The sequence below is a fragment of the Clostridiales bacterium genome, assembly GCA_015243575.1.
Taxonomy (GTDB): domain Bacteria; phylum Bacillota; class Clostridia; order Peptostreptococcales; family Anaerovoracaceae; genus Anoxybacterium; species Anoxybacterium hadale.
Window position 1 is genome coordinate 432850 of sequence record CP042469.1, and the last position, 14452, is coordinate 447301.

Consider the following 14452-nt stretch of genomic DNA (forward strand, 5'->3'; position numbering starts at 1 on the left):
ACTAAGGAGACAAAGATATGGAACAAGAAAATACGCGTCCTGTTGACAGGCAGGATGCTTACGGAAAGATTACCGGTAAAGCCAGGTATGTAGACGATCTGAAATTCCCTGGCATGCTCTACGTACATACGGTAAGATGTCCCTATCCTCATGCACGGATATTAGGTATTGACGGCACCGAGGCGCTTGCGCTCCCGGGAGTCGTGAAAATACTGACGGCGAAGGATGTTGTCGGCAGAAATCATCTTCCCCATGACAAACCCGTGCTTGTATCGGAAGTTGCCAAGTGTGTCGGTGACGGAGTAGCTGTGGTGGTCGCAGAAACAAAAGCGTTGGCAGTCAAGGCAGCGAGGCTTGTAAACGTTCATTATGAAGAGCTTCCGGCAGTTTTTACCCCGGAGGAAGCCTTGGCATCTGGAGCACCGCCGGTGCATGGAGATTCAAACTGCGCCATTACCCATAAAACCGTAAAGGGAGACATTAAGATAGGCTTTGCCGAAGCGGATATCATCATAGAAAGGGAATATTCTACCCAAAGAGCAATGCATTCTGCTCTGGAGCCTGATGGTGCATTGGTAGTGCCGGAGGCTGATGGAATCACTGTTTACTGTCCGGGAAAAGGACCCTTTAATGTAAAACGTGCAGTTGCTGCTGCCTGCGGACTTAGTGAAAACAGAGTCAGGCTGATTCAGCCTGCCATCGGGGGCGCGTTTGGCGGCAAGGACTGTGATATAAACGTCATTGCCTCTCGTGCAGCAATGGCTGCAATGATTACGGGAAGGCCCTGCAAAATGACCTGGAGCAGGGAAGAGGTACTGATTGAAGGAAGCAAACGGCATCCATTCAAGCTGAAGTACAAAATCGGTGCGAAAAAGGATGGCCGAATTACTGCAATTGAAATCAATGGTCTGGCTGATGTTGGTGCATACATTACAAAGAGTAAAGCGACAATCTGGAGAGCTACCGTTGAAGCAACAGGACCCTACAATATCGAACATGTATCCACCACCATCACAGGAGCGTATACCAACAATGTTTATTCTGATGCAGTCAGAGGGTTTGGTTCTCCACAAGTGGACTTTGCTTCCGAATCGCTGATGAATGAGCTTGCTCGGGAGCTTGACATGGATCCGCTTCAGATCAGGCGCATCAACGCCTATCGGGAAGGTTCTGTTACGGCAACCAGCCAGAAACTGAGGAGCGTCAACCTCATAGAGTGCCTTGATAAGCTGGAGGAAGTGTTTCCTTATCACGCAAAACCAAATGCAGCGGAGTCGGGGAAGGTCACGCTGACACCCGGTAAGGTCAGGGGAAGAGGCATCTCCTGTATCTTCCGAGGAGAAGCAAATGGTGCCGGTGTAACCACACTGGATGCGGCAGCGGTCAATATGCACATTGAGCGGGACGGCAGTGTCACAGTGCTGACCGGAATCGCGGAGATGGGTCAAGGCGGAAGCAATATTGTACTGCAGATGGTAAGTAAGGTGCTGGGGGTAAGCATTGAGAATATGAAGGTAAGCCCTCTGGATACGGCATATCTGCCTGACAGCGGCGCAACCGTTGGTTCCAGGGGAACCATAACAACGGGCAATGCTGCGGTGGTAGCTGCGGAGGATGCCAGGAAGAGAATCGCTGAGGTGATAGCAGAAGATTGGGGAGAAAAACCTGAGACCCTAATCTTCAGCGATAACAATATTTTTACCAAGGATGGAAATAAGAAAATCAGCTTTCAAGATGCAATCACAATCTGCTATACCAGGATACCGGGTGTTTTCGGCTATGGATGGTGGTCTCTGCCTCCCGTATGGTGGGATTTTGACAGAAACTGCGGAGATACCTACGCGTCCTTTAACTATGGAGCCTGCGGTGCAGAGGTTGAAATCGATCTGACGTCAGGAAAGGTTGATATTATCGATCTGGTTGCGATCCACGATGTTGGAAAAATCTTAAATGAACCTGAGGTGAAAGGCCAGATTGCCGGAGGAGCATCCATGGCACTGGGCTTTGCAATGACGGAAGAAGTGGAAATCAGGAAAGGACAGGTAAAAACGCTGAACTTTGATGGCTATTTGCTGCCCACGACTCTTGATTTCAACAATTTCAGGCCGGTTCCTCTGGAGGCAAAGCAGCCGGGAATCAATCCTCTTGGTGTAAAAGGCATTGGAGAGTCCTCCACCGCCACCCTTGCTCCGGCAGTTGTCAACGCTATTGAAAATGCTCTTGGGGTGAGAATACGGAATCTTCCTGCTGATCTGGAAAAGGTCTTTGCAGCCATCCAGGAAGGGGAGCGGCTGGGTACAATAGCGGGCTTGACTTCGAGCACTATGAAGCATGGGACTTGGGCAGAGACCCCTGATCCTGATTGGCAGCAGCATGAAAAAGGAGGGAAGTCATAATGTCCAGAACGTATTTTCAACCCACTGCGTTGGAGGAAGCACTGCAAATCCGAAGAGACAATAGCGAAGCGTCTCTGCTGGCAGGAGGAACCGATCTGGTGGTGGCCATGCGCCATGACAGAGGTCCTGCGGGAGATTTGATCGATCTGTCAAAGATAATGGAACTGAAGGGTATTCATGAGATCTCGGACAGCAACCATAAGGCAGTGGGCTGCATCCATGAGACGACGAATTGTGTCCATGAGAAAGCAGGCAGCATCCGAATCGGCCCCATGAGTACTTTTACTGAAATTATGGAATCACAGCTTCTGAGAGAGGCAGCGGGAATCTTATGTGAGGCAGCGGAAACGGTAGGCTCGCCTCAGATCAGAAACAGAGGAACCATCGGCGGGAATCTCTGCAATGCCAGTGCGGCTGCAGACTGCATTCCACCGCTCCTCTGTCTTAACGCTGCGGTGGAGCTTCTGTCCCTCGGATCTGACGGCAGCAAGTGCATCAGGATCCTGCCTCTGGAGATGTTTCTCCTTGACAGCAAAAAAACAGACATCAGAAGCGATGAAATTCTCACAGGAATATTCTTTCAGCGCTCAGCTGGAGATATGGGCTTCGCATTTCAGAAGATTGGAAGGAGGAACGCCCTTGCCATCGCAAGGCTTAATGGCAGCTGTGCAATTCGGCTCAACGGGAATACCGTTACATCCCTCTCCTTTGCTTTGGGTGCAGCTACTTCAAAACCGGAAAGAATCGAAAGTGCAGAGGAGTACCTTAAGGGCAGGGAGCTGACTGATGAAGCTTTGACCGCGGCAGGGAAGCGTGCTGCTGAGTATGTTTTGGAAAAGACCGGAGTTCGCGCCTCAAGCAGCTACAAGCTGCCGGTCATAGAGCGCTTCACGGCTTCTCTGATCAGAGCAGCTGCGGAAAGGAAGACTGAGATATGAAAAAAATGAAGATCCAGTTTATGTTAAACGAAAAGAGCGTGAGCATGGACATCGATCCGGAGACAACACTCTTAGCACTGCTGCGTGAAGAATTGTTTCTCACCGGCACAAAAGAAGGCTGCGGCTCCGGAGAGTGCGGAGCGTGTACGGTGCTGATGGACGGAGTTGCTGTGAATTCCTGTCTTGTATTAGCGCCTCAGATCAACGGCACGGAAATCATAACCATTGAGGCGCTGGAAACAGACGGTAAACTCGACCAGCTTCAACAGTCATTTATTGAACACCATGCGGTGCAATGCGGATTCTGCACACCGGGTATGCTGATGAGCGCAAAGGCTTTGCTTTTGAAAAATCCCAGACCTACTCAGGAAGAAATCAGGATTGCTCTTTCGGGAAACCTCTGCAGATGCACAGGATATCAGAATATTATTGCTGCAGTTGAAGGAGCAGTAGATTAAGGACTAGAAATGCTTTATAAACTGAATGATAAGCTACCAACACAGAAAAATATCATATACAGCCTTCAGCATGTGATCTTCATCGGCTTATCCACAGTGGTAATGCCCGTGGTGCTGGGGCCTCTCATAGGTCTATCTCAGGAGGAAATCGCCGGGATGCTCCAAAGAACCTTCGTTCTGAGCGGATTTGTTTCGATTATGCAAATGAAGTTTGGCCATGGATTTCCCATTGTAGAAGCCCCTTCAGGGCTTTGGATCGGTATTCTTACCCTGATTGCAGGTCTGGCTCCCTCTGTGGGGAAAGACCTGCCAACACTTCGCACGGATTTGGAGGGGGGGATGCTCATTGCAGGTCTTATCGTCATTGGCATTTCTGCTGGGGGGTGGATCCCTCATGTAACAAAATTGTTTACCCCAGCGGTAAACAGCGTTTTGATCCTGCTCATGGTTCTGCAAATCAGCCCCAGTATTGTCAAGTCCATGTATGGAATCTCTGAAACAAATCAGACTGCTGATTTTAAAATCACAGCGGTTTTCTTTTTCATTGTGATCGTGACACTTTCCATCAACCTGTTTGCCAAAGGTTTTTTGCAAAGCATCGCAACCTTGATCGGAATCATCGCTGGATGGGTGACCGCGGCGTTCCTCGGAATGACAAATCATCCCCTTGCAGCAGGCAAGGGGATGATTTCGCTGCCAAAACCGTTGGCTTGGGGGCCGCCGACCTTTGATGCAGGAATTACAGTTACGTGTCTTCTAGCAGCGCTTGTACTGCTTTCCATGACCTATACCAGCATAAAAAGTATGGCGGAATTGCTTGAAGAACCGGTTTCGCCGAGACAGTGGAAGCGATCTTTTGCCCTGCATGGATTCACAACCACACTGAACGGAATCTTTTCTGTAATCGCATTTATGCCGTACCTTTCGTCCACCGGATTTCTTGCTATGACAAGGGTTGCTGCAAGAACGCCCTTTGCGCTGGCGGGCGTCCTTATGATGATCATGGGAGTGATTACTCCTATCGGAATGATGCTTGCAACGATTCCAACGGCCGTTGGCTGCGGAGCGCTTCTCGTAGTATTCTCATTGATTTTGGGGCAGGGATTGAAGGAATTACAGCATGCGAAGATGACCAATCGAGAAAGCTTTGTCATAGGAATTTCTATGCTGGTAGGAATTGGTACGATGTTTCTGCCGCCATCAGCCTTTCAAGAGCTTCCTGGTATTGTACCATACATTTTGCCCAACGGGCTGGTATGTGGAATCCTCCTTGCTTTGATTCTGGATCACGTCCTCCCCGAGAAGAACGAGAAGGAAACGGAGGCTAATAACGGCTGAAAGCATTGCGCTGTCTTATGGGCGAGGACTGCGGATTGCTGCCGGATATTAGGTTCTTGCCGTCAATGATTTTGCCAATGATCTTGCCATCTGTTTTTCCATGGTTGATTTTGAATCGAGAGACCATTGCTTTCAGGAGTTCGGCTTGACCGGATAGCTCTTCGCTGGCTGCAGCGCTTTGCTCTGCTGTAGCAGAGTTATTTTGAACCACCTTGGAGATCTGTTCAATCCCTTGGTTGATCTGAACGATTCCGGTAGCCTGCTCCTTGGAAGCGGAGGCGATGATGCTGAGCTTTTCTGTTGAAATGACGGCTCCTTCTGCGATTTCTTTCAAAACTGCTGCAATTTCGTTTGTTATCTGCGTACCAACATGCACCTTCTGGATGGAGCCCTCAATCAATTCCGTTGTCTCTTTTGCGGCCTTTGCACTCCTGGCCGCTAGATTTCTAACCTCCTCTGCAACCACCGCAAAGCCTTTGCCGTGCTGACCTGCTCTAGCGGCTTCCACCGCAGCGTTCAGCGCCAAAATATTTGTCTGAAATGCAATGTCATCAATGACTTTGATAATTTTTGAAATATTCAAGGATGAATCGCTGATTTCTTTCATGGAGTGCAGCACATCTTCCATCGTTTGAAGTCCTGCTGCTCCTCCATCACGTGCGCCTTTGGCTAGTTCGTATACTTCGCTGGCTTTTCTGGCGTTGTCCTTGCTTTTCTCTGCGATTTCGCCGATGGACGCGGTTAATTCCTGAATCGAGCTGGCTTGCTCTGTTGAACCCTGTGCAAGTGTCTGACTGCCCTGCGAAACCTGCATGGAACCTATTGAAACCTGATCTGCCGCTGTCCGGAATCCTTGCATCGTTTGATTGAGATTCCCAATAAGATTTTTCAGCGAGGTCCCCATTTCAGCAAAGTTACCCTTATGCTCCATAGTTATGGCAATATCCAGGTTTCCTTGGCTGATTTCGGACAGAACTTCTATCATTTCATTCAAATAGGTTCGCTGCCGGTTTAGTGTAGTGTTCAGTGCGTTTTTAATGGCTGCGTGAGCTCCTTTGTAGTCGCCTTTGATCGAAAGATTGAGGTTGCCTTCTGACATTTCCTTTAAAACCTCGCTGACTTCGAGGGAAGAACTTGTCATGGCATCCAGAGTATTGTTGAATCCCAATATAATTTCCTCAAATACCCCGCTGAAGCGTGAAGCATTTCCTCGCTTTGTCAGGGCCCCTTCCGCTGCTGCCGTGGTCAGTTCTACTGTTTCTTCTGAAAGCTGCTGGATGGTTTCCATCATTTTAACCACAGCAGAAAGCAAGATCTGGTTTACTCCAAAGTCAACGTCATGGTTACCGCTTCTCTTCTCCATGGCCTTCAGCGCAGCCAGGTCCGAAAGATCTCCGGAAGAAAACTTTTCCATAACCACAGTAAGATTCAGCATCTGTTCAGAAATCGTCTTGATAGAAGTGGTGATCTCTTCGATGATCCCACGGTGATATCCGGATTCATTCGCTGTGAAGTCATCTTGCAGCATCCTTTTTAAAATAGCTCTCGTTTCTCCAAGCTGTTCGATGCAAAAAATGGCTTCGCTCAAAGGGATTGTTAGTGCATCAACGGAACGGTTGATGCGTTCTGCTGCCACAGAGCATCGGCTCTGGTACGCTGTGCAGTCAAGTCGTGTATCAAATCGACCGGACTCAAAATCTATTACGAGACATTCCATTTCCGAAGTAAGTCTTTGGAGATCCAAAGTAAGCCCATCAAAGTCTGAGGTGAGCCGTTCAAACTCAGCTGGGAAATTTTGATCTGCTGATAAATCAAACCTGCTTTGAGAAGCAAGCTCTTTCCAATGCTTCATATCGTCTTTCTGATTTTTCAAAACCTCAATGAGTGTATTAAACTCCTCCGCAAACAGATGATAGTCTGATACAGGCAACGCTTCGTCAAGATTGCCTTGGGACAATCTCAGGAGAAGATCACGGCTTTGACTTACATCTTGATCAATCTCCCCAGCAATGTTGCTGACCGCATCGGAGATCTCCCGCGCAGTTGTTTTACCAATCAGAACCATGGCAATGGTGACTGTAACTGTCCCTATTAGAATCATTACAGCATTTAGTTTGAAATCTGGAGAAATGTTGTCCCCCGTTTCCATACTGATCATACGGAAGGCAGCTGCAAAACCTGATGCTCCTGCAATGATTGCTGCGATGACAAACCGGATAAAAATTTTTCTGCCGATTTTTAATTGATGAAACCATTTCATTTGAATTTTCCTCCATTGATATTACGATAGCTGTTGGTAAGAATAAACGCAAGTATCGTGCCAATTTGACAAAATACGCCTTTGTTATTACTTCAGCAGAAAGACACAGATGGGGATGGTGATCAGACAGATCAGAGTGCTGAGACTCACTAGTTTGGAGGCATAAGAACCTTCAACGCCATAGTGCTCTGCCAGGATGGACGTTTGCATGTGACACGGCATGGCTGCTGTCAGCATAAAGACTTGGAAGGCAATGCCTTCGATGTGGAATAAACGAAGCAGAAGATACATATAGAGCGGACTGATGAGAAATTTACCGGCAAGAATGATCAATTCATCCGCTGTGATTTTCGGAACTCCTTTTGCAAATACCGTTAAATTTGCACCGATGACCAGCAGAGAAAGCGGCACTGTAAGATTACCTAGATAGCGAAGAGCAGTATCAAAGGCCACGGGAATCGAAAGCTCAACCTGCACCAGGAGCCCTCCAATTATGACGCCAACAAGGCCGGGGCTTACGATTTTTTTCAGAGAGAAGCCTTTTGAATCAATGGGGGAAGCCTTAGCAAGCTGGTAGGCTCCCAGACTCCAAAAGCCTGTAAGGGTCACGAGATAAAAGGTAAACAGGTAGGGAAGACCAGCATGTCCGTATACAATTTCGTTGATGGGCAAGCCAATAAAAATGGTATTGGAGAAGGTGAAGGTTACTTCAAAAACAGTTTTTTTCCCGCTTTCCAGCTGGAGCGCCTTTGACAGGATTTTGCCTGTCAGATAGAGCAAGACGGTATAGAGCGTAAGAATCAGAATATGAAAAGCAGATGCACGAAGAAGCTCTCTGGTAAAGCGATCCGAGATACTGATGATTGCCAGTGCTGGAGCGGCCGCTTTGACAACCAGAAAAGACAGCACGGATGGCGTAGCAGGAGGCCACGATTTTCTGTAGCTAAACCAAAAACCAACTGAGCAGATTAAAAAAATAACGATAACGCTGATGATTCCATTGATCAATTTCGTTTCCTCATATTAATGCCGGGGACCTCTTAAAACTTCAAAAATTTTGAGGATTTTGAGGTCCCGCTTAGGGAGGTGCTGAATGATAATCAACACTTTCCTAGATGTCTGATTTATTTGGTTGATTTGCTTTTTTTTTCGAAATTTGTGATCAGGCTTTTTACTGCCTGCTGGCCGCCTCTGTTAAGGGAAAGCATGGACGGATCGAGAGATGACAAGTTTTTGTCAATGAGATGGTCAAGGGGCTCAAGCCTTGGAATCGTAATGATCCTTGAGGCTTTCAGCAGCTTTGCATTTTGTACAGTTCCGTTACCATCCACTGCGGCAAAGGCATAGTAGCTCGTTCTGAGAAATCCGGCATCTCGTCCAAAATAAACTGTTCCTGTAGGCTCCAATACTTTATAAATGTTTTTGATATGAACCGATTGGATAAAGCTGACGATGCTCATAACGATCCAGAAAACACCTGCTATAACTACGATATCCCAAAACATAAAAAGCTCCTTTCAAATTCTGTGACAGTTAAAATTGTTTGATCTTATGGAAGTTTTAATATGCAAGAGTCATGCCTAAATCAGTTCTGAGGGTTATATTCGATATTGGTTGATATCTATTCCATATTTCTGCAGCTTCCGATAAAGGGTGCGCTTGGGAATTCCGAGAAGTGCAGAGGCATTGGTGATATTCCCGTCTTCCTTCTCCAGCGCTGCTTTAATTCTGTCAGGCTCCTTTCGTTTTCCCGTGTTTGCAGATTCCATCGTAACTGGATATGATGGTGGACTTTGCAAATTTTCGGAGAAAAATTCGCCAGGGAGTTCGGCTTCGCCGATGATGTCTTCTTGAGTCAGATTCAAGGCTCGTTCAATGATATTTTCCAGCTCTCGCACATTGCCGGACCAGCTATGTTCAATCATTCGATTCAGTGCTGCGGTGCTGAGGCCTTCCACTGATTTGCCAAGAGATTGATTATATACTTTGATAAAATGTTCAATCAGAACAGGAATATCTTCGGTTCTCTGCCGAAGCGGGGGGATCAGGATGGAAAGAACATTCAGCCGATAGTAAAGGTCACTGCGAAAGCTTCTGTTTTTCACTGATTCCGATAGATTTACATTGGTTGCAGCCATAATCCTGACATCAATCTTACGAGGCAGTCTTCCGCCGATCCTAGTGATTTCTCGCGTTTGTATCACTCTCAGCAAAGAGGTTTGCAGCTCCAGCGCCATATCGCCGATTTCATCCAGAAATATGGTGCCGCCGTTTGCAAGTTCAAATTTGCCAGGCTGTCCATCCTTGCTAGCCCCTGTGAAGGCGCCTCCCTCGTATCCGAAGAGCTCGCTTTCAATGAGCCCCTTGGGAAGTGAACCGCAGTTAATTGCAATAAATGGCCCGTTTGATCGATCGCTGGCATTATGAATGGACTGTGCCATGAGTTCCTTGCCGGTACCGCTTTCTCCCAGAATTAAAACATTGGAGTCGCTCTGAGCCGCCAGCTTTCCGATGGTGATAGCCTGTTTGATCTGATTGGATATCCCAATGATAGAATCAAAGGTAAACCGCGCGGTGAAGCCACTCATTTTACTGACCATTTTGTGAATTTGCCGCTGCTCCTCTATGACCAGTACGGTATTGATTTTTTCATGATGAGAATTGTGTATGATTGTAGCAGACAGGGATAGATTGAGCGTCGTTCCCAGGTGATTTCTGATGGTCAGTTCTCGATTGCTCACATCTCTTTTCAAATCAAGCAGGTTGATGTGAGCTCGCTTGACATCAAGGATATTGGCGAGGTTTTCGCCCTCACAGTTGTTGTTGGGAAGCTTTAGAAACTGCATGGCGCGGTTGTTATGATGCGTGATGATTCCCATGTTGTCTATCATGATGATCCCTGACGAAATGGACTGTATCGTGCTGGTTAGCTGATTATTTGCTGCTGAAATTCTATCATAGGCTTCACGCATTTTCATCTCTTTCTCAATGCCGTCAACTGCAGCACAAACCATCGCCAGTGTGTGAGAATGAACACCTCCCACTGGGCCGATAACATCAAGACAGCCTATAATTTTACCGTGCTGATTTCTGATGGGTGCAGCAGAACAGACATAGCTGTGATGGGGGGCAATATAATGTTCTCGCCCCCAGATTTGAATGGGCATACCGGTGACAAGACAAGTTCCGATTCCGTTCGTCCCGGAGTACTCTTCACTTCTGTTGCAGCCAATGGTAAGACCGCTTTTCTGGGCGCGAAGCTGGATTTCTCTATCTTCTCCTACCAGATCCAGAACAAAACCGCGATTATCTGTCAGTGCAATGATAAAATTGCTCCCCTTTACGTAGGAATATAATTTTGAAATATAAGAATGGGCCACAGACATCAGCGCCTCATTTCTGGCAAAGGTATATCTGAGTTCCGTTGGGCTGAGTTTTGCGTCGGCCACTTCACGGTGCGAGACTTTGTTTGCTTTGGAACGCTTCCAGGATTCATAGATAAGAGGCCTGATCTCATCTATCGTATCGGGCATGGGGGCATTTTTTTCTATGTATAAATTCCAATATTCGTATAGCTTTTTACTGTAATCATCTGCAAGCTCCATCATAACTTTTCCTCCCATCATAGATGCTATGCCATATCTGCGTCGTGCTCTGGCACAAATTGGCTCAAATGTGGCACGGCTTTGTCACTCCTGCTAACTCATTATGGCACGATTGTGTCACAGATAGTTCTGAAATGCAAGATGCCATTTCAGAATTTGATAAATTTTTATTAAAGTCGACCCCGGATTTAAGTTATAAAATATTTCTTTTGGAGGCGTCCTAAGAATTCAAATTGCAGCAAAAAATGAAACAAATCTCCTGAGCAGGTGCAGGTGATGCTCCTGCAAAAAAAATCTTTGGCACAGGAATTGCTCTTAGGGATTCATGCAATGATCGCACAACAAAGTGCATCACTGCGGTCATTTAATATTTTGAGTAGTTTTGTAAGGAGGAGTATAAATGCCAAGATCAGGAATGAATGGTGTTGATTTTGAATCGAATGTCAATTTTTATAGACTTCGAGAAGACAGGCTGGCTCGTGCCAAAAAAAGCATGAAGGATTACGGTCTCAGTGCGCTTGTTTGTTATGACTTTGATAATATCAGATATATTACCGGAACCCATATCGGTGAGTGGAACCGCAACAAAATGAACCGATATTGTATTTTAATCGACGGAGTAGAGCAGCCGTTTCTATTCGACCCTGCTGCACCTTCTAAGAGAAAGAGAGTTGACTGGCTGGACATCGATCATATCATGCCTGCAGTAGGATCCATGAGAGGTGCGATTCCTGCTGAAGTTGGTATGGTAGAAAAGGTTGCAGACCAGATTGCCGGATATCTGAAGGAATATGGAGCAGTGGGAAAGGTTGGTATGGATATCGTAGATATTCCGCTGATCAGAGCACTGGAAGGGCACAAGGTGGAGATCGTTGACGGACAGCAGGCGATGCTGGACGCAAGAATCATAAAAACAGATGATGAGATTCAGCTTTTGAAACAGTCTGCGGCAATGGTTGATGCAGCTTACTATGATCTTGCAAAGGCACTGAGACCGGGTGCTATGGAAAACGAATTGGTTGCCATTGCAAATTACAAGCTTTACGGCTGGGGCTCAGAACTGGTTGAATTCGTTAATAGCATATCCGGACAGAGAGGAAACCCTCATAGCCATACCTTCTCCAACAGAATGGTTAGACCCGGAGAACTGATCTATTTTGATATCGGTAACACCTACAACGGATATAAAACCTGCTATTACAGAACTTTCTCCTGCGGAGTGCCCAATGCCGACCAGCGAAAGGCTTATGATAGAGCGTCAAAATGGATTAAGGATTCCATCAAGGCAATCAAAGCAGGAAATACCTCTGCTGATGTTGCCAAGTGCTGGCCTGCAGCTACAGAGCTGGGATTCAAGAACGAAGAAGAAGCATTTCTGCTGCAGTTCGCTCACGGGATCGGACTAGGTCTTTGGGAAAAACCAGTTATTTCAAGGCTATTCTCAATCGACAACCCCTTCGAGCTCAAAGAAGGTATGACCTTTGCCATCGAAACCTGGTGTGCATCAGAAGATGGGTCGGGAAGCGCAAGAATTGAAGAAGAAGTTGTTGTAACAAAAGACGGATGCGAGGTAATTACCAAGTTCCCATCAGATGAAATTACATCCTGCGGGCTTCCGGGCTGCCATTTTCTCTAAAAAACGCACGATTCACAGCGCACGGGAAGGTACGCTGTGAATCGTGATACAATACCAGATATTTCGACAAAAAACACGTTTCTGATTGATAAATAATTGACAAACTCACACACATTTTATAAATTTTAAGGAGGATATTTAAATGGCTAAAATCGGTTGGATTGGACTTGGCAATATGGGAAATCCAATGAGCAAGAATCTGTTAAAAGCGGGACATGAAGTAACCGTCTGGAACAGGACAAAAGCAAAGGCTGACGAAATTCTTGCAGAAGGAGCAAAATGGGCTGATACTCCGAAGGAAATTGCTGAAACTTGTGATTTCATTTTTACAATGGTGGCAGACGGTCCCACGCTTCAATCCGTGACACTCGGTGAAAACGGTGTTGTTGCCGGCTTGTCTTCAAGCAAAATTGTTATCGATATGAGTACCGTTTCACCTGAGGAATCAATTAAGGTAAATGACGCAATCGAGGCCAAAGAATGCAAGTTCCTAAGAGCTCCAGTAACCGGAAGCACTGTTCTTGCGCAGAATGCAACTCTTGGAATTCTTACATCCGGTGACCGTGCCGCTTATGATAAGGCGCTGCCTTTATTTGAAGCAATGGGCAAAAACCAGTTTTACCTTGGCGGATCAGAAGAGGCCAGAGTACTGAAACTCAGCTTGAATGTTATGATCGGCGTTACCTCTCAGATGATGGCAGAAGCGGTTGTACTTGCGGAAAAAGCGGGACTTGATGTTGCTCAGGTTTGCGAGGTTATGGCGGGAAGCGCAGTAGGGTCACCGCTGGTAGGCTATAAAAAAGCTCTTGTCTCAAGTGGAGATTATAAAGCTGCATTCAGTGTAAAACTCATGATGAAGGACTTTGATCTTGCATTTGCAGCTGCAAAACAGTATGATGTTGCAATGCCGGTAACCGCAGTCACGAGACAGGCTTTGCAGGCAGCAGCAGCAACAGGTAGAGGAGACAAGGACTTCTCTGTTCTGACTCAGGTTCTGGAAGATCAGTGCGGATATAAGAGACCGTAACCCTATGGTGTAGGAAAATGTTAATCAATACAATTACATCTGTTTAATAACAAGGAGGAACCCAAAATGGCTAAAGCTTATGTGAAAAACTATTATGATCTTACCCCTGCTGCACCGGCCAGGCATCTGAATGCACACGCGTTTGCCTTCGGCTTACCAGCAACCATGGACTCAGACACTTACAATTTCTTCTCAATCTGTGAAATCAGATTCGGAGGTGCCGCAATTCTTGACAACCATAAGGATGCAGATCATTGCTACTTTATTCTGTCCGGTAAAGGGTATTCCATTATCAAAGGAAAGCGGTATGAATATAAGGTTGGGGATGTAATGTGGATTCCCGGAAACTCAGATCATGAAATGTATCCCATCGGCGTTCAGACTTTAAAATTCCTCGTAACGCTGACACCGAAAGAATTCAACCAGACAGAACCTTTCATCAGAAATATAAATGATGTAACTCCAGTTCCTGCAGCTGATGCAGAGAAAGCAACTGCATTTCCGATTTCCAATCCTAAAAACGGAGGCAGCAAAACTATCGAATTCCAAGTGGTTGAAATTTTGCCCGACGGCGTTGTTAGCGGGCAGGTTGCGGAATCTGATCAGATGTCTTACGTTATTTCCGGCAAGGGTTATGTCATTGCAGATGGAGAAAAGCTTCCGCTTTCTGTTGAAGACGGATTTTATATCCCCAAGGGCGTAAAATATGAGATCCATCCTGATGGATGTCAGGCATTGCGGATTGCTCAGAGTTTTGGACCTGCAAGATTGGCTTCGAGAGACTAGTACTAGAA

Annotated in this window: 11 protein-coding genes; 7 read left to right on the forward strand and 4 right to left on the reverse strand. The window is 46.5% G+C overall.

The genetic code is table 11. The annotated features are described in order from the left end of the window. Positions 1-17 precede the first annotated feature (17 nt). From FRZ06_01745 to FRZ06_01760, 4 genes are read left to right on the forward strand one after another with little or no spacing between them, the layout of a single operon-like run. On the forward strand, positions 18-2396 hold the full coding sequence (locus FRZ06_01745; protein QOX62161.1) for a xanthine dehydrogenase family protein: 2379 nt from the start codon (positions 18-20) through the stop codon (positions 2394-2396). After that, a complete protein-coding gene (locus FRZ06_01750; GenBank protein ID QOX62162.1) occupies positions 2396-3334 on the forward strand; it encodes a xanthine dehydrogenase family protein subunit M in 939 nt (312 codons plus the stop codon). The genes FRZ06_01745 and FRZ06_01750 overlap by 1 nt, the downstream gene beginning before the upstream one ends. Beyond that, positions 3331-3792: a (2Fe-2S)-binding protein gene (locus FRZ06_01755; GenBank protein ID QOX62163.1), complete on the forward strand. Its 462-nt coding sequence runs from the start codon at positions 3331-3333 to the stop codon at positions 3790-3792. Before FRZ06_01750 ends, FRZ06_01755 begins: the two co-directional genes overlap by 4 nt. 9 nt (positions 3793-3801) lie before the next feature. Beyond that, entirely contained in the window at positions 3802-5130 is a 1329-nt protein-coding gene (locus FRZ06_01760; GenBank protein ID QOX62164.1) for a xanthine permease, read from the forward strand. Here the strand turns inward: FRZ06_01760 and FRZ06_01765 are convergent. From FRZ06_01765 to FRZ06_01780, 4 genes are all read right to left on the reverse strand, one after another. After that, on the reverse strand, positions 5117-7288 hold the full coding sequence (locus FRZ06_01765; GenBank protein ID QOX65800.1) for a methyl-accepting chemotaxis protein: 2172 nt from the start codon (positions 7286-7288) through the stop codon (positions 5117-5119). The genes FRZ06_01760 and FRZ06_01765 overlap by 14 nt on opposite strands. A gap of 189 nt (positions 7289-7477) precedes the next feature. Beyond that, positions 7478-8398: an AEC family transporter gene (locus tag FRZ06_01770; protein ID QOX62165.1), complete on the reverse strand. Its 921-nt coding sequence runs from the start codon at positions 8396-8398 to the stop codon at positions 7478-7480. 116 nt (positions 8399-8514) lie between these two features. Further along, positions 8515-8895 (reverse strand): hypothetical protein, encoded by a 381-nt coding sequence (locus FRZ06_01775; GenBank protein QOX62166.1) that lies wholly within the window; start codon positions 8893-8895, stop codon positions 8515-8517. Positions 8896-8988: 93 nt separating this feature from the next. Beyond that, positions 8989-11016 (reverse strand): hypothetical protein, encoded by a 2028-nt coding sequence (locus tag FRZ06_01780; GenBank protein QOX62167.1) that lies wholly within the window; start codon positions 11014-11016, stop codon positions 8989-8991. 379 nt (positions 11017-11395) lie between these two features. On the opposite strand from FRZ06_01780, the gene FRZ06_01785 reads away from it, so the two are divergent. The 3 genes from FRZ06_01785 (at position 11396) to FRZ06_01795 (ending at position 14444) form a co-directional block, all read left to right on the forward strand. Next, entirely contained in the window at positions 11396-12631 is a 1236-nt protein-coding gene (locus tag FRZ06_01785) for an aminopeptidase P family protein (GenBank protein ID QOX62168.1), read from the forward strand. Between the two features lie 142 nt (positions 12632-12773). After that, complete coding sequence (locus FRZ06_01790) at positions 12774-13658, forward strand: NAD(P)-dependent oxidoreductase (protein ID QOX62169.1); 885 nt, start codon at positions 12774-12776, stop codon at positions 13656-13658. Between the two features lie 66 nt (positions 13659-13724). Continuing rightward, entirely contained in the window at positions 13725-14444 is a 720-nt protein-coding gene (locus tag FRZ06_01795) for a cupin domain-containing protein (GenBank protein ID QOX62170.1), read from the forward strand. Positions 14445-14452 lie beyond the last annotated feature (8 nt).

Excerpts from the sequence above, each read along its gene's own strand:
- FRZ06_01745 (QOX62161.1), top strand. The coding sequence starts at position 18 with ATGGAACAAGAAAATACGCGTCCTGTTGACAGGCAGGATGCTTACGGA.
- FRZ06_01750 (QOX62162.1), top strand. The coding sequence starts at position 2,396 with ATGTCCAGAACGTATTTTCAACCCACTGCGTTGGAGGAAGCACTGCAA.
- FRZ06_01755 (QOX62163.1), top strand. The coding sequence starts at position 3,331 with ATGAAAAAAATGAAGATCCAGTTTATGTTAAACGAAAAGAGCGTGAGC.
- FRZ06_01760 (QOX62164.1), top strand. The coding sequence starts at position 3,802 with ATGCTTTATAAACTGAATGATAAGCTACCAACACAGAAAAATATCATA.
- FRZ06_01765 (QOX65800.1), bottom strand. The coding sequence starts at position 7,288 with ATGATCAGTATGGAAACGGGGGACAACATTTCTCCAGATTTCAAACTA.
- FRZ06_01775 (QOX62166.1), bottom strand. The coding sequence starts at position 8,895 with ATGTTTTGGGATATCGTAGTTATAGCAGGTGTTTTCTGGATCGTTATG.
- FRZ06_01780 (QOX62167.1), bottom strand. The coding sequence starts at position 11,016 with ATGATGGGAGGAAAAGTTATGATGGAGCTTGCAGATGATTACAGTAAA.
- FRZ06_01785 (QOX62168.1), top strand. The coding sequence starts at position 11,396 with ATGCCAAGATCAGGAATGAATGGTGTTGATTTTGAATCGAATGTCAAT.
- FRZ06_01790 (QOX62169.1), top strand. The coding sequence starts at position 12,774 with ATGGCTAAAATCGGTTGGATTGGACTTGGCAATATGGGAAATCCAATG.
- FRZ06_01795 (QOX62170.1), top strand. The coding sequence starts at position 13,725 with ATGGCTAAAGCTTATGTGAAAAACTATTATGATCTTACCCCTGCTGCA.